Source organism: Marivita sp., assembly GCF_051859345.1.
GTDB lineage: Bacteria > Pseudomonadota > Alphaproteobacteria > Rhodobacterales > Rhodobacteraceae > Marivita.
This window is the reverse complement of record NZ_JBHYFV010000005.1, coordinates 102,651-124,102: the sequence shown is the minus strand read 5'-3', so window position 1 is coordinate 124,102 and position 21,452 is coordinate 102,651. Positions and strand designations below refer to the sequence as shown.

The 21,452-nt window shown below is 60.1% G+C and carries 19 protein-coding genes; 10 read left to right on the top strand and 9 right to left on the bottom strand.

What is annotated here, in order from left to right; all coding sequences use genetic code 11:
• Nucleotides 1-24: 24 nt before the first annotated feature.
• Entirely contained in the window at nt 25-801 is a 777-nt protein-coding gene (locus ACTIEN_RS05460; protein WP_439522099.1) for an NAD(P)H-dependent oxidoreductase, read from the top strand.
• A 33-nt stretch (nt 802-834) separates the two neighbouring features.
• On the opposite strand, the gene ACTIEN_RS05455 is transcribed toward ACTIEN_RS05460, so the two are convergent.
• The 6 genes from ACTIEN_RS05455 to ACTIEN_RS05430 all read right to left on the bottom strand — a co-directional run bounded on the left by ACTIEN_RS05455 (nt 835) and on the right by ACTIEN_RS05430 (nt 6,608).
• The gene (locus ACTIEN_RS05455) at nt 835-1,314 is read right to left on the bottom strand and encodes a hypothetical protein (protein ID WP_439522098.1); all 480 of its coding nucleotides are present in this window, start codon (nt 1,312-1,314) and stop codon (nt 835-837) included.
• Nucleotides 1,314-1,796: an RNA pyrophosphohydrolase gene (locus tag ACTIEN_RS05450; protein ID WP_439522097.1), complete on the bottom strand. Its 483-nt coding sequence runs from the start codon at nt 1,794-1,796 to the stop codon at nt 1,314-1,316. Before ACTIEN_RS05450 ends, ACTIEN_RS05455 begins: the two co-directional genes overlap by 1 nt.
• A gap of 54 nt (nt 1,797-1,850) precedes the next feature.
• Nucleotides 1,851-3,194, bottom strand: a complete 1,344-nt coding sequence (locus tag ACTIEN_RS05445) for a S41 family peptidase (RefSeq protein WP_439522096.1) — start codon at nt 3,192-3,194, stop codon at nt 1,851-1,853.
• The gene (locus ACTIEN_RS05440; RefSeq protein WP_439522095.1) at nt 3,191-4,321 is read right to left on the bottom strand and encodes a murein hydrolase activator EnvC family protein; all 1,131 of its coding nucleotides are present in this window, start codon (nt 4,319-4,321) and stop codon (nt 3,191-3,193) included. The genes ACTIEN_RS05445 and ACTIEN_RS05440 overlap by 4 nt, the downstream gene beginning before the upstream one ends.
• Nucleotides 4,318-5,835: a 2,3-bisphosphoglycerate-independent phosphoglycerate mutase gene (gpmI, locus tag ACTIEN_RS05435; protein ID WP_439522094.1), complete on the bottom strand. Its 1,518-nt coding sequence runs from the start codon at nt 5,833-5,835 to the stop codon at nt 4,318-4,320. The genes ACTIEN_RS05440 and gpmI overlap by 4 nt, the downstream gene beginning before the upstream one ends.
• Nucleotides 5,836-6,002: 167 nt before the next feature.
• Nucleotides 6,003-6,608 (bottom strand): CDP-alcohol phosphatidyltransferase family protein, encoded by a 606-nt coding sequence (locus ACTIEN_RS05430; protein WP_439522093.1) that lies wholly within the window; start codon nt 6,606-6,608, stop codon nt 6,003-6,005.
• A gap of 165 nt (nt 6,609-6,773) precedes the next feature.
• Here ACTIEN_RS05430 and ACTIEN_RS05425 point away from each other — a divergent pair, with 165 nt between their 5' ends.
• From ACTIEN_RS05425 to ACTIEN_RS05415, 3 genes are all read left to right on the top strand, one after another.
• Nucleotides 6,774-7,979 carry an ABC transporter substrate-binding protein gene (locus ACTIEN_RS05425; RefSeq protein ID WP_439522092.1) on the top strand — a complete coding sequence of 402 codons (1,206 nt, stop codon included), beginning with the start codon at nt 6,774-6,776 and terminating at the stop codon, nt 7,977-7,979.
• A gap of 84 nt (nt 7,980-8,063) precedes the next feature.
• Nucleotides 8,064-9,707, top strand: a complete 1,644-nt coding sequence (locus tag ACTIEN_RS05420; protein WP_439522156.1) for an ABC transporter permease — start codon at nt 8,064-8,066, stop codon at nt 9,705-9,707.
• Entirely contained in the window at nt 9,700-10,374 is a 675-nt protein-coding gene (locus tag ACTIEN_RS05415; RefSeq protein ID WP_439522091.1) for an ATP-binding cassette domain-containing protein, read from the top strand. The genes ACTIEN_RS05420 and ACTIEN_RS05415 overlap by 8 nt, the downstream gene beginning before the upstream one ends.
• Here the strand turns inward: ACTIEN_RS05415 and ACTIEN_RS05410 are convergent.
• Entirely contained in the window at nt 10,345-11,127 is a 783-nt protein-coding gene (locus ACTIEN_RS05410) for a WecB/TagA/CpsF family glycosyltransferase (protein WP_439522090.1), read from the bottom strand. The two genes, ACTIEN_RS05415 and ACTIEN_RS05410, sit on opposite strands and share 30 nt — an antisense overlap.
• Nucleotides 11,128-11,392: 265 nt before the next feature.
• Here ACTIEN_RS05410 and ACTIEN_RS05405 point away from each other — a divergent pair, with 265 nt between their 5' ends.
• The 6 genes from ACTIEN_RS05405 to ACTIEN_RS05380 all read left to right on the top strand — a co-directional run bounded on the left by ACTIEN_RS05405 (nt 11,393) and on the right by ACTIEN_RS05380 (nt 18,977).
• Entirely contained in the window at nt 11,393-12,520 is a 1,128-nt protein-coding gene (locus tag ACTIEN_RS05405) for a Gfo/Idh/MocA family protein (RefSeq protein WP_439522089.1), read from the top strand.
• A complete protein-coding gene (locus tag ACTIEN_RS05400) occupies nt 12,508-13,446 on the top strand; it encodes an NAD-dependent epimerase/dehydratase family protein (RefSeq protein ID WP_439522088.1) in 939 nt (312 codons plus the stop codon). The genes ACTIEN_RS05405 and ACTIEN_RS05400 overlap by 13 nt, the downstream gene beginning before the upstream one ends.
• Complete coding sequence (locus ACTIEN_RS05395; RefSeq protein ID WP_439522087.1) at nt 13,443-14,699, top strand: glycosyltransferase; 1,257 nt, start codon at nt 13,443-13,445, stop codon at nt 14,697-14,699. Before ACTIEN_RS05400 ends, ACTIEN_RS05395 begins: the two co-directional genes overlap by 4 nt.
• On the top strand, nt 14,696-15,664 hold the full coding sequence (locus ACTIEN_RS05390) for a glycosyltransferase (protein WP_439522086.1): 969 nt from the start codon (nt 14,696-14,698) through the stop codon (nt 15,662-15,664). Before ACTIEN_RS05395 ends, ACTIEN_RS05390 begins: the two co-directional genes overlap by 4 nt.
• Before the next feature lie 13 nt (nt 15,665-15,677).
• Complete coding sequence (locus tag ACTIEN_RS05385; protein WP_439522085.1) at nt 15,678-17,786, top strand: NAD-dependent epimerase/dehydratase family protein; 2,109 nt, start codon at nt 15,678-15,680, stop codon at nt 17,784-17,786.
• A gap of 135 nt (nt 17,787-17,921) precedes the next feature.
• Nucleotides 17,922-18,977, top strand: coding sequence for a nucleotide-binding protein (locus tag ACTIEN_RS05380; protein WP_439522084.1), 1,056 nt, complete (start codon nt 17,922-17,924; stop codon nt 18,975-18,977).
• Between the two features lie 4 nt (nt 18,978-18,981).
• Here the strand turns inward: ACTIEN_RS05380 and ACTIEN_RS05375 are convergent, their stop codons facing one another.
• Together ACTIEN_RS05375 and ACTIEN_RS05370 are read right to left on the bottom strand one after the other, a co-directional pair.
• Nucleotides 18,982-20,316 carry a GumC family protein gene (locus tag ACTIEN_RS05375; RefSeq protein WP_439522083.1) on the bottom strand — a complete coding sequence of 445 codons (1,335 nt, stop codon included), beginning with the start codon at nt 20,314-20,316 and terminating at the stop codon, nt 18,982-18,984.
• A 183-nt stretch (nt 20,317-20,499) separates the two neighbouring features.
• Entirely contained in the window at nt 20,500-21,447 is a 948-nt protein-coding gene (locus tag ACTIEN_RS05370) for a hypothetical protein (protein ID WP_439522082.1), read from the bottom strand.
• Between the last annotated feature and the right edge of the window lie 5 nt (nt 21,448-21,452).

Below are 21,452 nucleotides of genomic sequence, written 5' to 3'. Positions count from 1 at the left end.
GCAATAGATTGGGAAATAATAACGATGGTGACAACATTAATCGCGCTGGCGCATCCGGAGCGTCGGTCGTTCAACGGGGCGTGGTCTGACGCAACCGAGTCAGCGGCGCGCGCGCAAGGGGACACGGTGCTTCGGTCTGACCTGTGCCAGATGCGGTTCGATGCAGTCGAACAGGCCGGGCATTACACGGACTGGCCCACAGAGACCCCGTTCGATCCGCTCAAGGCGCAGGAAAGCGCGGCGGAGACGAACACCACACCAGCAGATGTCGCGGCAGAGGTCGGGAAACTCCGGCAGGCCGACCGGCTGGTCCTACACTTTCCGATGTGGTGGTTTTCCCCACCGGCGATCCTGAAAGGCTGGTTCGACCGCGCGTTTCAACATGGCGCCCTGCATGATGTGGACAAACGGTTTGATACGGGTCTGTTCCGGGGCAAGACGGCGCTGATATGCGTGACAACCGGATCAAGTGCTGCCGAAAGTGCCCACAACGGCAAGGAGGGCGATATCGGCCTGTTGCTTTGGCCCACCGCCTACACGCTGCGCTATCTGGGGTTCGACGTTCTAGAGCCGGTGGTGGCGCATGGCGTACATGGCTATCACCGCGGAGACCGCAAGACGAAGCTGACCACACGGTTGCAAGCCACGTTGCAGGCGCAGGACGCTGTGATGGCGGATTTCGACACGCGGCCCCGGATGCGGTTCAACGCTGACGCGGATTTCGACGAAACGGGCCGATTGCGGACCGACCGGCCAAGCTTTGGTCCGTTTATCCGCCATAGGCCTTCGTTCGACAAATAGCGCGATTGAACCGGGAACTGCCCAGCCTTGGCGTTATGGCTCTGCGCAAGTGTCGCCTTGGAAACAGGCCATCACGGTGCGTTCCTGTACGGGTGTCGGGTTGGCATAGGTCAGGCCGGGACAAGGGCTCGCCTGCATGACCCAATCCAGGTTTTCCTGCCGTAGAAAGGCCAGATGCGGTCCCTTCACCGCGCCGCCGCACCAAGGGCCAAGGCAGGACACTCGCAGGATCACATCGCGCTCAAAGGCGCGGGTGAAGCCGTCTTTGGTCAGGGAATTGCCGACAAGCCATGCCGGGATGTCCATACTGTCACGTTGGCGCGATGCGCGTTCATCAACACGGTTCGGAAGCTTGGATTCATCAAAGACCAGATCGCCGCGCACCACGATATAGGTTTCTGCAGATTGGGCCACCTGCGCATAGTCGCGGGCAATGTCAGGGGTGAGGCAGCTCAGAGCCCAAACAGGTTGCGCCAGCAACAGCCAAGTCAACATGATCGCGTAAAAGCGCATCACAGGTGGCCTTTGAACGCGGCAAGAACCCGTTCGTAGACATGGCGCTTGAAGGGCACGATATTGTTGATGAGCTGATCCGGCTCCATCCATTTCCAGCGGCTGAATTCCTGATGCTCGGTCGCGATGTCGACCTGGTCATCGGTTCCTTTGAACCGCATCAGGAACCACTTCTGCTCTTGTCCGCGATAGCGCCCTTTCCAGAGCTTGCCGACAAGATCATGCGGCAGGTCATAGGGAATCCAATCCTTGGATTCGGCTTCGACCTTGACCAAGTTCGACGTAACGCCGGTCTCTTCCCAAAGCTCGCGAAAGGCTGCGTCGCGCGGCGCTTCGCCCTTGTCGACACCACCTTGCGGCATCTGCCAGGCCGGGCCCGGATTGTCGAGCCGCTGGCCGACAAAGACGTTGCCCTGCCGATTGACCAGCATCACCCCGACGCAGGGGCGATATGGCAGACGTGCAATTTCTTCCGGAGTCATGTCAAAGGCCTTTGGGAACGCGCGGCACGACGATAGCCGTGCCGCGTCATGGTCTTAGTCTTGTGACGGCGTAAGCGCAGTCAGACCCTTGAGGATGTCGATGGCATAGGCCAGTTGATAATCCTCTTCCCGCAGCGCGGCAGCGGCTTCGGCCTTGGCGCGGTCGGCTTCGATCTGCTGAACCTCGTCTTCGCTCAGGCTGTCATTGTCGAGACTGCCGCGCAGATCGGCTTCGGAGCGGTTGAAGAGGTTCGATTCTTCTTCTTCATCCTCTTCGGTTTCGGCCGGGCGACGCGGCTGGGCCACGACGATGTCCGGCGACACTCCCAGTGCCTGAATCGACCGGCCCGACGGTGTGTAATACCGCGCGGTCGTCAAACGCATGGCCCCGTCGCCGCGCAATGGCATAACAGTCTGAACAGACCCTTTGCCGAAGGATTTGGTGCCGACGACGATGGCGCGGCGATGATCCTGAAGGGCACCGGCGACAATTTCAGATGCCGAGGCAGAGCCGCCGTTGATCAGAACCACAATCGGCTTCCCGTTGGCCAGATCGCCGGGCGTCGCGTTGTAGCGGTCGCCGTCTTCCGGATTGCGGCCCCGCGTGCTGACGATCTCGCCTTTTTCAAGGAACGCGTCGCTTACGCGGATCGCCTGATTGAGAAGACCACCGGGGTTGTTGCGCAGGTCAAGCACGATACCTTCGACGCTGTCCATGCCACCAGCCGCTTCGATCTGTTCGGCCAGACCTTCCTCGAGGTTGGAATAGGTCTGATCGTTGAATGTGGTCACACGCAGCACCACGGCTTCGCCCTGCAGGCGGGTGCGGACAGCGGTGAGTTTGATCGTATCGCGGATGATCGACACGTCGAACGGTTCCGCTTCGCCTTCGCGCACAACGGTGATGATGATTTCAGACCCGACCGGACCGCGCATCATGTCGACCGCCGAGTCAAGCGTCAGACCAAGAACCGAGTCGCCGTCCACATGCGTGATGAAGTCACCCGCTTCGATACCCGCGTCATCCGCCGGGGTACCATCAATCGGAGAGACAACTTTCACAAAGCCGTCCTCCTGCGTGACTTCGATGCCCAGACCGCCGAATTCACCGCGCGTCTGCACACGCATGTCGGCGGCATCATCGGGGGACAGGTAGCTGGAATGCGGATCAAGCGAGGTCAGCATGCCATCGATGGCGGCTTCGATCAGATCGCCCTCATCCACCTCTTCGACATATTGCGAGCGGATACGCTCGAAAATGTCACCGAACAGATCAAGCTGCTCGTACACGCTTGTGGTGCGGGCGCTTTCCTGTGCGACCAGCGGCCCGACGAACTGGGTCGTGGCCACGATGCCTGCCAATGTGCCGCCCATGGCCGCCATGACTACTTTTTTCATTCAGTCATTCCCTTATCCTGTGTGAACCACCCAAGGGGGTCCTCTGGCGTATCGCCTAGCCTGACTTCTATATAGAGCGTTTCAGACAGCGCTTCGCCAGCCCTTTCACCGGATGGTGATTGAATATCGCCGGATTCCCCTGCCAGACCTCCCATCAACCCGACCGGACTTCCCTCTGGGAGGACCTGCCCGGTTTCGCCAAATACGGTGTCGAGCCCCGCCAAAACAAACAGGATATCGGGTTCTGGTTCAAGGATGCTGACCAACCCGTAGTCCAGAAGCGGCCCGCGGTAGCGAATCGTCGCAGCCGTGGGTGTTGTCACAAGAGCGCGAGGGCGAGTCGCGATCAGGATTCCCGGTCGGGTGATCCCGGCCGCGTCCGTTTCTCCCGCGCGTCGCAACACCTCTCCGGCAACCGGCAACGGCAGGGAACCCTTGCGGTCACGCGCGGCGGGCAGTTCTACATCGGTCTCATCTTCCGAAATCTGGCTCAGCCCGGCGGCGAAACCGTCCAGGGTTTCTGTCGCAGCGATCAGGACGGCGGTCTGCACCGCATCTTCCGTGAACTTGCGTGGCAGGTCGGTGCGATCGGCAATCGCCTGGCTCAGCGCAGTGCGGGCCGTCTGGATGTCGGTCAGCCCGGTTTGCAACGTGTTGGCCGCATCCTGCTGCAATTGGCGCAGGGCTGTTGCCTCTTCGACATCAGCCCGCAAACCCGACGCCGCGTCCGACAGGGCGGGTGTGACTGCCGCCATCAATAGCCCGGCGCGCGCTGCACCGATGGGACCATCGGGATGTACAAAGCTTTGCGGTCCGGCAGAGCTGCCCAAAGCCGACAGCCCTGCCAGAAGGCGGGTCACTTCCGCATCGCGCGCATCCAGATCGTGGCGCAGTTCGGTTTCCCGGATCGACGCCGCCCGCAAGCCGTCGCGCATCGCCGCCAACCCCGCTTCAAACGCCTGAACCGTCTCGGTCAGGGCGCGGACACGGTCACGGGCCGAGTTCGCCGCATCAAGCTTGAGCGTCGCCTCTTCAAGCTGCGCCATCGCAATGCGCGCCGCCTCTGCCCGTGTCTGGGCCGACAGCGGCAAGCCGAGCAGGCAAAGGATCAGGACCAGATATCTCATGTTTGGATCAGGCTTTGCCCCGTCATCTCGTCAGGCTGCGGAAGGTCCATCAGCGCCAGCAGGGTCGGGGCCAAATCCGCCAGTCGCCCATCCGCCAGCGTGGTGCCTTCGGGACCGCCGAAAAGCACCACAGGCACAAGATTGGTGGTGTGCGCCGTGTGTGGCCCACCCGTTTCAGGGTCCACCATGGTTTCGCAATTGCCATGGTCCGCAGTCACGATCATGACGCCGCCCACTGTCTTGACCGCATCGAGCACCTTGCCCAATCCGGCATCCACCGCCTCGCAGGCCGCAATCGCCGCGTTCAGATCGCCTGTGTGGCCGACCATGTCGGGGTTGGCGTAATTGGTCACGATCAGGTCATACCCTGCTTGTACCGCTTCGACGAATTTCGCAGTCACCTCATCCGCCGACATTTCCGGTTGCAGATCATAGGTCGCGACATTCGGGCTTTTGGGCATGAAGCGGTCTTCGCCCTCTTCGGGGGTTTCCTGACCACCATTCAGAAAGAACGTCACATGCGGGTATTTTTCTGTTTCAGCGAGACGAAACTGCGTTTTTCCGTGTTTGGCGACCCATTCGCCCAGTGTATTCTTGATCTCTTGCTTCGGATAGGCCGTGGTCATGTAGGCGGTGTGCGCCTTGGAATAATCCACCATGCCGAGCAATCCCGAAAGCGGCGGCCTGTCACGTTCGAACCCGTCGAAACCGGGATCGCCGATCGCACCAAGGATCTCTCGCGCGCGGTCGGCGCGGAAGTTGAGGCAGAAAAATCCGTCACCTTCTGTAAAGCCTGCGTAATCTGCGATCACACGGGGTTCGATGAATTCGTCATTCTGGCCTTGGGCATAAGCGTCTTCAACGGCCCCCAAAGCGGTCTGGGCAGGCGCGCCCTGGCCCTTGACCATGGCGTTATATGCCCGTTCCACGCGGTCCCAACGGGTGTCACGATCCATCGCAAAATAGCGGCCAATCACCGTGCCGATGCTGGCCCCGGTCGGCAGGCTGTTGCCCAGGTCTTCGACAAAGCTTTTGGCCGAGGTCGGCGCGACATCGCGGCCATCGGTGATCGCATGAAGCACAACCTCGAGCCCGAGATCTGTGAGCAGTTTCACCGCTGCCTTGATATGGCTGATATGCCCGTGCACCCCCCCATCCGAGACCACACCCATCACATGTGCGCGGCCGTTCGCGTCTCTGACGGCTTTCGCAAAAGCGAGGATCGCGGCATTCTGGAAAAAGCTGCCGTCTTCGATGGCAAGGTCGATCTGGCCCAGGTCCATCGCGACCACGCGACCGGCCCCGATATTGGTGTGTCCGACTTCGGAATTGCCCATCTGGCCGCTTGGCAAGCCGACATCCGGACCATGTGTGACCAGCGTCGCATGGGGACAGGTCGCCGTCAGGTGATCCATCGTCGGCGTGTTGGCAAGCCTTGGTGCGTTCGCCGTGGGATCGTCGCGCAGGCCCCAGCCGTCAAGGATGGTCAGAACGACAGGTTTCGGGGTTGTCATATGCGCTGCCCTCCGAGCCGCCCGGTGTCGAGCGCGGTGTAGCAGAGGCGATGCGGGATGTGGAGGGGGCGCTTGTGCCGTTTTTCGAACCGCTTGCGCGGTCCGACCAATTGGGGGCTCTGCCCCCAAACCCCCGAGATATTTGGAGCCCAAAGAAGTTCAGGGCACTAGCGGAATAACCGCCACCCCGCCAGCCATCGCGTCAGTGTCGTCACGGCGCAGAGTGCGGCGAAGCCATAGGCAAGCCAAGGGAAGGCACCCGGAAACAAGCATATCGCCACGAAAAGCGCGATGGTTTCAGTGCCTTCCGTCAAACCGCCGAGGTAGTAGATGCCCTTGGTCGGATAGTCCGCAGACCTGAATCCGCGTTTTTCCGCGATGATGGAGAAGGCGAGAAAACTTGAGCCGGTGCCGATGAAGCTGCAAACAAGGACAGCGGCAGGAAGGGCGTTGGTCGCAGGGTCATGCAGTGCAAAGCCAAGCGGGAAGAGACCGTAGAACATGAAATCGAGCGCGATATCGAGGAACGCGCCGCGATCCGTAGGGGTCGTCAGACGTGCCACTGCGCCGTCCAGCCCGTCGGCCAGACGGTTCAGCGCAAGGCAGATGAGCGCGGTCCAGAACAGACCGACCCAGACCGCCAATACGCCGAGAAGACCAATCCAGAACCCGACCAGGGTGATCTGATCCGCCGAGACGCCACGCGCGACCAGCGCGCGCGCCGGGCGGGCGATCACGCGTTTGACAAGCGGCAGGAGGACGGCGTCGATCATCTTTTCACCAACAAGGATCAGGGACGTGATCCGGCTTAACGGGCCTGCTGGCCTGCGTACACTGAAATCTTGCACACCTGTTTGTCATTTGACCGGTAGCGGGTAACGCTGTTCTTAAACTGGCGATCAGGCTGAATGCCTCACCATACAAAGGAACCCCCTCTCATGCGCCGACTACTTGCCGCGACACTTGCCACGTTCACAGCGTTTGCTGCCCAAGCCGAACCTGACCCTTCGAACTGGGACGCTGTGACCGAAGAGGCGCGCGGGCAGACAGTGTATTGGAATGCGTGGGGTGGATCGGACACGATCAACAGCTTTATCGCCTGGATCGGGTCGCGGGTGTCGCAGGAGTATGGCGTCACTCTGGAACATGTGAAGCTTTCGGACACTGCCGAAGCCGTGAGCCGCGTGTTGGCCGAAAAATCCGCTGGCAAAGACGACGGCGGCGCGGTGGACATGATCTGGATCAACGGCGAAAACTTTGCCGCCATGAAGCGGCAAGACCTGCTCTTCGGGCCCTGGGTCGAGGCGATGCCAAGCTGGGCCAATGTGGATGTGGCGGGCAAACCTGCAGTGATCTCGGATTTCACGGTGCCAACGGATGGCTTGGAAGCGCCCTGGGGCATGGCTCAGGTGGTGTTCTACCATGACACCGCGCGGGTCGATGCGCCGCCAACGTCGATGGAGGCACTGGCCGCCTATGCCGCGGCCAATCCCGGACGGTTTACCTATCCGCAGCCGCCAAACTTTTTGGGATCGACCTTTCTCAAACAGGCCCTGATCGAATTTGTGCCTGATGCGTCTGTGTTGCAGTCCCCGGTTGAAGAGGCCGATTACGATGCCGCCACTGCTGACTTCTGGACCTTTCTGGAGGGGCTGACGCCGAACCTCTGGCGGTCGGGTCGCGCCTATCCGCAGAACGAGTCGCGCCAGATTCAGTTGATGGCGGACGGCGAGATTGATCTGGCGATCAGCTTTAACCCCAATGAGGCCAGCAACGCGATTGCGAATTCCCAATTGCAGAACACTGTGCGGTCTTATGTGATGGACGCTGGCAGCATCGGCAACGCGAGCTTTGTTGCGATTCCCTACAACGCAAATGCCAAAGCGGGCGCGATGGTGGTTGCCAATTTCATGATGTCACCCGAAGCACAGGCAAAGATGCAGGATCCGAACGTTTGGGGGATCGGCACCGTGCTTGACCTTGGCAAGCTGTCTGCTGAAGACAAGGCACGGTTCGATGCCTTGGATTTGGGCATCGCAACATTGCCACCCGAAGAACTGGGCACAACATTGCCCGAACCGCATCCTAGCTGGATGGTGCGCCTGGAAGAAGACTGGACAGAGCGGTTCGGCGTCGCGCAGTAGGCGCAGTGGGTGGCAGCATATTGCGATACACAATCAAGGCGCGCGCGGCTGCTTCCGTGGGCGCCGCTCCTGACGCTTGGTGTGATGGTTGGTCCGGTGGTGGCGGGTGTGCTGGGCACGCTGGCCCCTGCCTTTGGCTATCTTCCGGCGCTGGGTCAGTCCGGTCTTGATCTGAACGCCTTTGGCATGATGTTCGCCTGGCCCGGCATCTCCCGCGCCAGCGTTCTGAGTGTGACCACCGGCTTTGCCGCCACCGGTCTTTCCCTGCTGCTGGTCGCGCTGATCTGCGCGGCGTGGAGCGGATCCGCCGCGTTTCGGCTGATCGAGCGTACCTTGTCGCCATTGCTGTCGGTGCCTCATGCCGCCGCTGCGTTCGGGCTGGCGTTTCTGATTGCGCCATCAGGCTGGATCGCGCGGGCCACCTCGCCGTGGTTGACCGGATGGGACAGGCCGCCGGATATCCTGATCCTGCAAGACCCTTATGGCCTGTCGCTGATTGCCGGGCTGGTGGTCAAAGAGGTGCCCTTTCTGCTTCTCATGACACTGGCGGCGCTGAGCCAGATCCGGACAGTGCAGGCTCGCGATACGGCTTTGGCGCTTGGCTATGCGCCGGTGACGGCGTGGTTCAAGACCGTGTTTCCCCGCGTCTATGCCCAGATCAGGCTTCCGGTCTTTGCCGTTCTCGCGTTTTCGATGACGGTGATCGACGTTGCCATCATCCTTGGGCCAACCACGCCGCCGACATTGGCGGTGCAGATCCTGCGCTGGATGAATGACCCGGACCTGAGCCTGCGTTTCGTCGCCTCGGCAGCGGCGGTGTGGCAACTGGCGCTGGTGGTGGGTGCGTTGATCCTGTGGCGGTTGGGGGAACTGGTGATCGCGCGTCTTGGCCGTCGGTGGGTGGCGACCGGCAAGCGTGGTGGCGCGACAACCCCCTTGAAGGTGGTCTCTCTTGCCGCCGCCACGCTAAGCGCCAGCGCCGTGGTTTTTGGCCTTTTCGGCCTGTTTGTCTGGTCCATCGCCGGGCTCTGGAGATTTCCCAACCTGCTTCCAGATGGCTTTACCATCGGCACATGGATGCGCCACGCCATGAGCATTTGGCCGATCATCACCGAAACCCTGATCATCGCGAGCATTGCCACGCTGGTTGCGCTTTTGCTGACACTGGCCTGTCTTGAGGCCGAGGAACGGCATGGACTGAAACCAAGCTCGCGCGCGCTCTGGCTGCTCTATGTGCCGCTGATCGTGCCGCAGATCGCCTTTCTGACCGGGTTGCAGACGCTGGCGATCTTCACCGGGATCGATGGCAACCGGGCGGCCGTGATCGTGGTGCATATCATCTTTGTGCTGCCGTACGTCTTTCTGTCGCTGGCCGATCCGTTCCGGGCATGGGACGCGCGCTATGGGCATGTCGCGCGGGCGTTGGGCGCGTCCTGTGATGGTGTACTATGGCGGGTGCGTCTGCCGATGCTGCTGCGTCCGATCCTTACGGCAGCGGCGGTGGGGTTTGCCGTGTCCATCGGGCAGTTCCTGCCCACATTGCTTGCCGGCGCGGGACGGGTGCAAACCCTGACCACGGAAGCGGTCGCGCTTGCGTCGGGCGGAGATCGCCGGGTGATTTCCATCTACGCGCTGACGCAAACGGCCGTTGCCTTTTTGCCATTCGCCCTTGCGGTGTTTGTGCCTGCCGTGGTCTGGCGCAATCGAAAGGGGTTGCGTCATGGCTGATACAGGACTTGCCTTGCAAGGCATCACCATCCGAAATGGCGCGCGCACTCTGGTCGAGCTTGACGATCATGTGGCGCCGGGCGAGGTGCTGACCGTGATGGGGCCAAGCGGGTCGGGCAAGTCCACGTTGCTGTCCTATATCATCGGAACGCTTGATCCGGGATTTACGGCACAGGGTCGCGTGATCCTGAATGGAACCGACATCACCGAACTTGCACCTGAACAGCGCCATGTGGGCATCCTGTTTCAGGACGAATTGCTGTTCCCACATCTGTCGGTCGGCGAAAACCTTGCCTTTGGGCTGCGTGCCTCTGTCAAAGGTCGAACCGCGCGCATCCGTCAGATCGAGGACGCGCTTGAGGATATCGGGCTTGACGGGTTCGCGGACCGGGATCCCGAAACCCTGTCCGGGGGACAAAAAGCGCGTGTTGCGTTGATGCGAATGCTGCTGTCCGGTCCCAGGTCGCTGCTTCTGGACGAACCGTTTTCCCGCCTTGACACAGAGAGGCGCGATCAGATCAGATCACTGGTTTTCGATCAGGCCCGCGCAAAGGGGTTGCCCGTGCTGCTGGTCACCCATGATATTGCCGATGCAAAGGCCGCTCAAGGCCGGGTTCACGTCCTTGGCGAAACCGTTTCAGCGGTGTCGAAGGGTCTTGGTCTCTGATCCGATCCAGCGCAGTTTGAGCGCATGGACCATCTCTGTCGGGAAAATCCAGAAACATTTTGCATAACGCGGAATCATCCGGCCCGGTTGCAGCGCCGTGCGCCACAGCCATTCCATCGCGACGAACCGAACCCATCCAGGGGCCCTCACCTGCGCGCCGGAGAAGAAATCCAGGCCTGCCCCAATCGAGACAAAACCGACATGGGACAGCTTTTGCCGCCCATAAGCCGCAAAAAGCTCCTGTTTGGGCGCGCCAAGCGCCAGAAACGCGATATCTGCGCCGGATGCCTCAAGCGCCTCAAGAACCTCGTCCGCCGATCCGCCAAGCGGATCAAATCCCATCGCGGGGGCAATGGTCGCAACAACCCGCGTTCCCGGCACAGCGTTTTCAAGGTAGGCCTTCGCTTTCGACAGGGTCTTGTCCGTGCTGCCGATCAGGGCCAGAGTCTTGTCCTGCGCCGCAGCAATCCGGACCAGCGGAAGAATGGCATCTGATCCGGGAACCAGATCGACCGGGCGCCCCGCGAGTTTTGACAGCCAGACAATCGGGTTGCCATCGGCCACCACCAGATCCTGCACAACATAGGCTTCCCGAAATCTGGAATCTTCGCGCAGCTTGACCAGATGATCGAGGTTTATCGTCGCGAGCGTAAACCCGTCACCGGCCCGCAGCCGACCGGAAATCTGCTGCTCCAGCGCAACCCAATCCGCCACATTCACGGTCACGTCGAAATCGTCACCCCAAAAGCGCATGCTTGGGCCCCTTGTCCTGTCAGACTGTGTCTCTACTGCGTCCATAGGGCCTAATCGGGGCGATTTCGCTGCAAAATCAAGACATGGCATTAATAATACGCTGCATTGCCGCGAGAAAATCCAGTTTTGTCGAATTCTGACCACTATTAATTGTTCTAAAACCCCCTGAGAGTTCAAGCAGATACCGAAAGCAGATCGTGACAGATTGGAACATCCGACTATTCCGCGCAGCGACGCGGGGCAGCGCGCCTGTTGAGGGTGCGCAATGACGGGGGCTGTGTCGATCATCGGCTGCGGGTTTGTGGCTGATCTGTACATGCGGTCCTTGCAGGCTATGGAGGGACTCACCGTTGTTGGGGTCCATGACCACAACGCCGAACGTCTGTCCAGGTTCTGCGACCATTGGAATGTGCCCGCGATCGGGTCACTCGACGCCCTGCTGGACCAACATCCACGCGATGGCGTCGTGTTGAACCTGACCAATCCGTCAGCACATTTTGAGATCAATTCGGCCTGTCTTTCCGCCGGGTGCCACACCTATTCCGAAAAACCGTTGGCGATGACAGTCAACGAGGCAAAGGCGCTTCATGCGAAGGCCGAGGCGGCGGGCCTGATGCTGGCCTCCGCCCCCTGCAGCGTTCTTGGCGAGGCAGCGCAAACGATGGGGCACGCACTTCGCAACTCCATCGCAGGGACACCCAGGGTGATTTATGCCGAACTGGACGACGGGTTCGTCCCGCAGGCAGCCTACAAGAAATGGATTTCGGACTCCGGGGCACCGTGGCCGTTCGAGGATGAGTTCCGGGTGGGCTGCACGCTTGAGCATGCCGGGTACTATCTGGGTTGGCTGATTTCGTGGTTCGGATCGGTGCGCACCGTGGTTGCAGCATCTGCCGAAACGATCCCGGACAAGGAAGGCACCGGGCCTTTCGCACCGGACGTTTCGGTTGCGACGCTGTTTTTCGAAAACGGCCCAATGACCCGCCTGACCTGTTCGATCGTCGCGCCGCATGATCATCAGATCCGCGTTGTCGGGGATGGCGGTGTGCTGGCCTGCAAGGCCGCGTGGGACAACTCGGCCAAGGTGACCTTCGCCAAACGAATGACGGTCCGGCGCAGGTTGATGGAGTCGCCGTTTCCCAAGACGCTCAAACTTGCTCAACCGACCCACACCAAGGTCAAACGCTGGGGGGCTGCCGCGATGAATTTCATGCTGGGCCCTGCCGAGATGCTGGACGCGATCCGCACTGGACGCCGCTCGCGCCTGTCCAATGATTTCGCCCTGCACATGACCGAGGTCACGCTTGCGATTCAGAATGCCGGTGAACAGTCCGGCGCACAGGCGATGACCACACGCTGCGATCCGATGGAGCCAATGCCATGGGCGATGTGAAACGCGTCCTCGTGACCGGCGCATCCGGGTTCATCGGGACCGCAACCGTGACGGCGGCGCTGGACGCCGGTCTGGAGGTTGTCGCGGTGCAGCGGTCCCCTGGGCGCAACCGTACGGGCGTGTCGTACGTTTCAGCTGATCTGACAGTACAGGACGCGGTATCGATTCTGGCCGATGCACTGAGCGGCTGTGATGCAATCATTCACCTCGCCTCTGCACTGTCTGGTGATCCGGACGACCACAAGCGGCTTACCATTGGCGGCACGGAGCGTCTGCTTGAGGCGATGCAGCTTGCAGGTGTCGGACAGCTGACCCTGGCCAGTTCCATTGCCGTGTTCGACACCAGTCAGGTTCCCATCGGTGGTGATCTGACCGATGACTGCCCACTAGAAAATCCAGGCATGTCGCGCGACGCCTATTCCGGCGCAAAGGTCCGGCAGGAGAAACTGGCGCAGGCCGCCAGACTCGCAAGTCTTGCCATCCTCCGCCCGGGGATCGTCTATGACGATGGCCATTTCTGGAACGCCCATCTGGGGATTTGTGCGGGACCGGTTCTGATCCGGATCGGAGGCGACGACCATCTGCCGATGTGTCATCTGGATCGCTGTGCCGCCGCTTTGGTTCATGCAACCGTGCAGAGGACAAACGGCACCTTCGCCATTCTCGACCCAACACTTCCCACCCGAGGACAGGTCATCGCCACCCTGCGTCGGACCTCTGGTTGGCCGAAGCTGGTGGTGCCGCTGCCCTGGCAAATCCTGTGGACCGCCGCGCGCCTCTTGCGTCCCGTCACCGCGAAACTTCCCGGACTTCTGCGCGAAGATGTGCTGCGCCAGCGCGGCTTGCCAATGAAATATCGCCTGAAAGACCCCTTTGGCGCGGATGTCTTGCCACATCCCTCCCCGAACTGGGGAGGCGCAACATGACCCTTCCCAAGTTGGCCTACCTGACCGGGGAATACCCCCGCGCCAGCGATACGTTCATCCAGCGCGAGGTCGCCAATCTGCGCGCACTGGGCCATGAGGTCATCACCTGTTCGATCCGCACGACCGGGGCGGAACACTTGGTCGGTCCGGAACAGCGTGAAGAACACAAGCGCACGTTCAAGGTGCTGGAGGCGGTTCGAAACCCCGTCACGACGATTAAGGCGCATCTGCGGTGGTTTAAGACGCCGGGGCGATACGTCTCGGCGTTGGGACTTGCCTGGAAGACGTCGCCGAAAGGGATCAAGGGTCGGATCTACAACCTGATCTATTTCATCGAGGCTGGGGTGCTTGCCGACAAATTGGCGGATGAGGGTGTCACCCACCTGCACAACCACATTGCCAAAGCATCGTGTACGGTCGCGATGCTCACCGGTGCGCTGTCGGGTATTCGCTGGAGTTTTACCATCCATGGACCTGACATCTTTTTCGAGCCGCACCATTGGAGGATTGACGAAAAGGCCGCTCGAGCGGCCTTTGTCGCGTGCATCAGCCATTTCTGTCGCGCGCAACTCATGTGTTTTGCCGACGCGCAACATTGGCACAAGCTGCACATCGTTCATTGCGGTGTGGACCCGTCGCGGTATGCGCCCAAGCCGGTTCGAACCGGTTTGCAGGCGCTCTTTGTGGGGCGTCTCGCGGGGGTGAAAGGTGTGCCGATCCTGATCACCGCGATTGAGCGTCTGGCAAAGTTACACCCTGATCTGACGCTGCGTCTTGTCGGCGATGGTCCGGACCGCCCAGCGCTGGAGGCCGAAGTGGCCAAGCGCGGTTTGCAGGATCGGATCGTTTTTCTTGGTTACCGGTCACAAGCCGAAGTGGCAGAGGAATTGGCCCAGACCGACGTGTTTGTCCTGCCCAGCTTTGCTGAAGGGGTTCCCGTTGTTCTGATGGAAGCGATGGCGGCGCAGGTGCCCGTGCTGACCACCCGCATCGCCGGTGTGCCCGAACTCGTCGAGGACGGTGTGAATGGTCGGTTGGTTCCGCCCGGAGATACCGACGCTTTTGCACAGGCTTTGGACGAGATGTTGTCGTCCCCCGAAACGCGCAAAGCTTATGGCGTGGCGGGGCGCGCACGGGTTGTGGCCGCATTTGATGCAGCACAGGAAGCGCAGTGGTTGTCAGACCTGTTTGGTGTGTATGCGGGCAATGGTCCAAATCCCGGACTTCGCCCCCAGGAAAGTGCAAAATCATGAGCGTGGATGTCGTTATCATCGGTCGCAACGAAGGGGACCGCCTTGTCAAATCGCTGGCCTCGGTGATCCCGCAGGCGCGCCGGGTGGTCTACGTAGACAGCGGCTCGACCGACAACAGCGTGGACCATGCCCGTCAGGTTGGCGCCGAGGTTGTGAACCTTGATATGTCCGTGCCCTTCACCGCCGCACGCGCGCGCAATGAAGGGTTTGACGCGCTCATGGTACATGATGATCCACCCGAGACGGTGCAGTTCTTTGATGGTGATTGCATCATGTCCGAAGGATGGCTGGCGAATGCGCTTGCGAAGATGAGGGCCGACAACGATCTGGGCCTTGTGACAGGTCGGCAAGCAGAGTTGCGACGCGACATCACCGTATACAACCAATTGTCGGATTTTGAATGGAAACGGCCCACTGGCAATATCGAGGCCTGTAGCGGCAACATGATGGTGCGGGTCAGTGCCTTTCAGGAAACCGGCGGGTTTGATGCCACTGTCATTGCCGCCGAGGACGACGAATTCTGCACCCGTCTGCGCAAGGCGGGTTGGAGGTTGGTCCGTATTCAGGACAAAATGGCCCTGCATGACGGCGGGCACCTTCACTTTTCCCAATGGTGGAAACGGGCCCAACGCACGGGGCACGGGTTTGCACAGGTGGGTCACATGCACCCCGACTACTTTGCGCGCGAACGTCAACGGGGTTGGGTCTACGGGTTGATCCTTCCGGTCATGGCGATCCTCGGCGCAATGGCTTCGCCCGCCGTGCCGGTCCTGGTTTTGGGAGTATATGCCCTGTCCTATTGGCGAACGGCGCGAGGGCTTCAGACAAGCGGCCTTCCCGGCGATGAGGCCCGGCGTCATGCGGTGTTCCTGACCTTGTCCAAATTCCCGAATGTCATGGGCATGATCCGCTATCACTGGCGGCGTCTGAGCCACGCGCAGATGCGCATTATCGAATACAAGTAAGAGGTAAAGACGAATGGCGTCTTCGACAATTCGTGTTGGTCTGATCGGGGCCGGATATATCGCAAGCTGGCATGCGGACGCATTGCGCGCGACAGACGGGGTTGAGATCACCGCCGTTTGCGATCCGTCAGAGGCCGCCGCAAAGGCGTTGGCGGAAGGTCTGGGCGTGCGCGTGTTTGGCGACGTTAGCGATCTGATCGAGGCAGGTGTCTGTGACGCGGTGCATATCCTGACGCCACCGCATCTGCATCACTCTTTGGCGATCCAGTGTTTGAAGGGCGGCTTGCATGTGCTGGTGGAAAAACCGGTTGCGACATCCGCCGAAGAAACCGCCGAGATCGAAGCGGTTGCGCAGGAACATGGCGTTCGCTTCCATGCCGGGCACAACTTCATGGGATTGCCGTCATATGACCGGCTCAAAGGGATGCTGGCAAAAGGTGATTTGGGCCGCGTGTCGGTTGCCGAGGTTCATTGGTGCCTGCCGCTGGCACCGCTGCGGTCGGGGCCTTTTGGCATCTGGCTGCTGCGCGACCCGAGAAACCTGTTGCTTGAACTTGGGCCCCACCTGATGGGATTCATCGTGGATCTGTTCGGGGTGCCTGATATGCAGGCCGTGCAGCTTTCCAAACCGGTTGACCTGCCCGGTGAGGACACACGCTACCAGGCGTGGCGCATCATGGCTCAGGCCGGTGATGTGGATGTGACGCTGACCATCTCGATGGTCGAGACGATTGATGACCGCTCGCTGACATTGCGCGGATCGTCCGGTCGGGCGCGGTTGGATTTTGCAGCGGACACTTTGGTTGTGGAACGCGAGAATGCGTCGGACCTCGTGTTGAACCCGCTGCGCCGCCAGTTGGATCTTGGCTGGCAGCACTTGTGGGAAGGCGTTGGAAACACTGTGACGCAGGTTGCCTCCTTGAACCGAAAATCGCCCTATGCGCTTAGCTTTCAAGGGATGGATGCCGCGATCTACGGCACTTTGCGCAAGGACACTGCGCCAGATGTGCGGTTCTCGGGCGAGAGTGCGGTCAAGGTGATGACCGCGTTGGATCAGGCGCTTGCGTTGATTCCCGAGGACCAGTTGAAAGCCGCGTCCCGCAAAGCCAGAACGCGAGATCCGAAACCGACGGCAATGGTGATCGGCGGGACCGGGTTCATCGGGCGTGCCCTCACCCGCGCGCTGGTCGCCAAAGGTCAGGACGTGCGCGTTCTGAGCCGGGGTCGATTTGGCCCCTTCCCCGACCTGCCAGATGAGGTCGAGACCGTTGGCGTATCGCTGTATGACAAGGCGGCACTGGTCGAGGCGATGCAGGGCATTGACGTGGTTTACAACCTTGCTCGGTCGCTGGAAGGCACATGGGACGACGCGCTTGAGCATGATGTGGGCGTCGCTGTGCGCATTGCCGAAGCCTGTCAGGAAGCAGGGGTCAAACGGTTGGTCTATACTGGAACAATTGCCAGCTACGACATGTCGACGCCGTTGCAAAAGATCACCGAAGACACGCCCTTCCCGGATGATATGCGTGACCGCAACATGTATGCCCGGTCCAAGGCGGAATGTGAAAAACGCCTGATTGAGATGCATCGGCGTGATGGATTGCCTTTGGTCATTGCGCGACCGGGCATCGTTGTCGGCCACGGTGGACCGCTGCAACATTGGGGCATCGGGCGCTGGCACGGGGCCGGGGCGGTGCGCATCTGGGGCAACGGGTTGAACATTCTGCCCTTTGTGCTGATCGACGACGTTGCCGAAGGCCTGATCCTGATGGGCGAACACCCTGACGCCGTTGGTCAAAGCTATAACCTGATCGGCGAGCCGATGCTGTCAGGCAAAGGGTATTTCGATGCCATCCATTCATCTTTGGGTGCGCGCATCCGTGTGAGCACCGGCAACCTGACGCTGTTCTGGGCGGCGGATGCGGTCAAACATGTGTTGAAGGTCCATGCGCTCCGACGTCGGGGTCTTATCCGCCCGTCGCTGGCGGACTGGAAAAGCCGCGCGCATCTGTCCCCGTTCGTGAATACAAAGCCGAAACGGGAATTGGGCTGGAAACCGGAAACGGACAAGACCAAATTCATCAAAGAGGCGATTGGCGACGCCAACCTCTTTGGGTTTTGATCGCAGTCAATTGATCAACAATCCCCTCAAATCGGACGCATTCCTGACAGATTGGCCTGTCAGAGACTGAGGGTGCGGCACTGTCCGCGCCAGAGCAGACCGGAAGGTGACAATGCCGCGTAATGAGGCTGAGACATGACCGAACAGCCCAAATTCCAACGCCGGAAACGGCGGGGGGCGGTGACGCCTGCGGAACGGCCGGTTGCGGTTGAGTCGAACCGGCCAGACCCATCCGTTGCCGAGTTGAAAGCGCTGCTTGAAGAGAAAGAAGCGTTGCTTCAGCGCAAGGCAGAACTTGAGGCAGAGCGTCTACGCGACGCCGAACAAGTGGCGCAACGTGCAGAAGACGCCCGCAAAGCAAAAGCGGAAGAGGCCAAAAAAGCGGCTGCGGCAGCACCCAAGACTCCATTGGTTCTGGCAAGCGCTCCGCCACGGACCCCTGCGGCGCGCCCTGTTCACGATCACGAAGCCATTTGGCAAAGCATTGACCGGTTTCCGCTTGATGCGCAGCGCCTTGCGGACCGGAACGTGATCACCGCGCTGCGCCGTGATCCGGCGCACACACGGTTTGATATTCTGCGCACCCGGATGTTACAGGCGTTGGCCGAAAACGGTTGGAAGCGGGTTGCGATCACCTCTCCGACCAAGGATTGTGGCAAGACCTTTACCGCTGCGAACCTCGCGATCAGCCTGTCGCGCCAAGAGAATTGCAGGACAGTTCTGCTTGACCTGGATATGCGAAGCCCGAGTCTGCACAAGATTTTCGGAGTAAGCGATACCGGGGCGATCGGTGACATGCTGCGCGGAAAAATTGCGCCGGAACATCATTTGCAGGGTTTTGCGCAAAACTCGATGTCTGCCGGGTCTCATGTGGCCATCGGGTTCAATGGCATTGTCGAACCCTATGCCGCCGAACTGCTGCAAGACCCTTCCACAAAAGAGGCGCTGCACGAGATCGAGACTCAGTTTGAGCCCGATGTGATGCTGTTCGATCTGCCGCCCGCCTTGCTGAACGATGATGTGATCGCGATGCGCCCCCATGTGGACGCGTTGCTGATCGTGGCGGCCGGCGGAATGACCAAGGCCAACGATATCAAGGAAACCGAACGGCGCTTAGGTGACAATATCCCGCTGCTTGGCGTCGTTTTGAACAAGGCCGAACAGACCGAGACAGGCGATTATTCGTACTGACCGCTTACTCTGCGCTGCGCGGTGAAAGCGAAAACCCTGTCAGTTCTGCAAGCGGTTTGGCAATCAAGCCGATCAACCCAAGCAGAAGCGCGACCGCAATCCCCAAACCAAATTTCGAACCGTTGCTTTTCTTCCTCGTCGGGACCGAGGATGCCGTTTCGAGGAGCGGGACCGAGATCACAGGGCGCACGCCAAGGGCGCGCTCCATCTGGGCAGCGGTGCGGATCGGCGGGTTGAGCATTTCCAGCACAAACGCCAGACCAACTGCCATCATCACACTGGCCACGCCGCCCAGCGTTGCGATGGACCGTTTGCTGCGCGAAATCGGGTAGACCGGAACAATCGCCGGTTCCAACACTTCAAATCGCGCCAACTGTCGCTGTTCTTCGAGGCTCTGACTCATTTCGGCATCAGCTTTGCGACGGGAAATGACAGTGAATTGTTCATTCATCTGCGCCAGTTCGCGCTCCAGAGACGCCAATTCGCGTTCAACGACAGGAGCGCCTGTGAGCAGAGCGCTGATCTGAGACGTACGAGACTCGATCAGGGCAATCTGATCCTCCAGTACATTCACCTGACGCTCCAGCGCTTCAGGGCGCACACGTCCACTGTTGGATTCGAGGCTCAGGATCTGTTGGCGCAATGTGAGCAGCGATGCATTCAACGTGGTCAGTTCGCTTTGCAAAACGGTGATGTTGGTCGGCAGCACTTCGGCATTTGCGGTCTTGAAATCGGCAATCTCGGCCTCTGCCTTGAGGATTTCGTCGCGAATGCCGGCTTCTTCGGTGTTGAAGAACTCCAGTTCGACCTGCGCCCGATCGACACTGCGGGTGCGCGCTTCTTCCATGACGCGGGCGAGAATGTCGTTGGCCACATCAGCTGCCTTTTGGGCATCGCTGAGATTTACGTCGATAACCATGCCAGACACCGACTGACTTGGCTGCCACGCTTCGCCTGCCAGGATGGCCTGGATCGTCACGGATTCGCGCATGGTGGTCAGGCGTTCCGTCAGCGTCATGCTGGGGTCTTCGTTGAACAGATCATGAGTTTCCATGATCTCGACCAAAGACCCGCGGGACATGACACGCTGTTCGATGAGGCTCACAGTCCGGCGCGCATCAAGACTGGCACGATTATCAACCATCGAGCCAACGCTCGAATTGGTTCCTGCAACCTGGGCGTCTTCGATCTGCACAACTGCAATGGCGTTATAGACCGGTGTGCGCGTCAGGGCGACAACAACCGAGATCACACACCCGATCAAAGTGATCAGGGCAATCAGACCCTTGCGTCGCTTGAGTGCGGAAAAGACCTCTTCGAACGACTGAAAATACAACACGCCATCAACTCCAGTACCAAGGCCCCCGCCTTGCCCAATGTTGGGTCAAATTAAGACCATGCGCCTTGGACAAGGCACAATTTAGACAAAAGAAGGCAAGATTGCGACAGCAAAGGGCAGCAAATTTGGAAACAACCCGTTTCTTTTCCAGCGTTTCCTACGATGGACTTGGATGGTCGAAAATCAGTCTTGCGGAATGCCCGTGACAGGCAATCGGGACGCCACATCCCAAACCGTGCGTTGCATCAGCGCTGTGAGATCGGGTCCGGGCGCCTGTGCCAAACTGCCATCTGCACGATCAAGTTGGGCTGGCAGACCTTCTGGCGAACGCTGGTACAGGACCGCGTAATGTGTGAGGGCCACGAGATAAGACCCCAGATCGTTCACATGAACAGGGTCCAGCGATCCGTCCTCGAAACGGGCGAAAAAATCTTCGCGTGATCTTACACCGTCTATTCCTTCGCTACTTTCGATGCGACGGACAAGTTCCGCCATCACCCGACCTACCGGAATCACATAGATCGGGTCGGAAGAAGGCCAATCGACCATCGCCTGCGCCAGCAACACGCCTTCCCAGTAGCGTGCCGGGTCCGTGTCAAGCCGCTCAAGCCAGCCGTTTGGATCATCAAGGTCATGCCATGATTCGTATAAGAACGTGCGGATTTCAGGGTTGCCATCGCGCGCGGCGGCGACCCATTTTTCAAGATAGATCTGCGCATCAAAGTACTCTATGGCCGCTTCGATCTCGACCATCTCCGTGAGGACAAAGGTGTCGAATTCACCGCTGGCGAGCGCCTCTTTGGCATCGCGATACTGGTCGTGGGCATTTTCGGTTTCAAACCCCTGAATCGGCTCATCCGGTTCCCAATGCGCCTTGAGCGGTGTGCCCCAGCCCAACTGGGATGCGTGGTCATGGCCCGCAAGTTGCGCAAGCATGGCGGGCATGTCACGTCCCACAAGTGAATGCCCAAGATGAAACACGGTAAGCGGCCCTTCGGGGGCAGGCAGCGGCGTTTCGTAAAGCGTGGCCAAGTCTTGCGGTGACAGCGCGTCTGGCTTTCGGACCGTGGTCCAGACCGCTGCTCCGCAGAGCATGGCGACCAATCCCGCCAATATCACACGCTGCGCCATGAAGG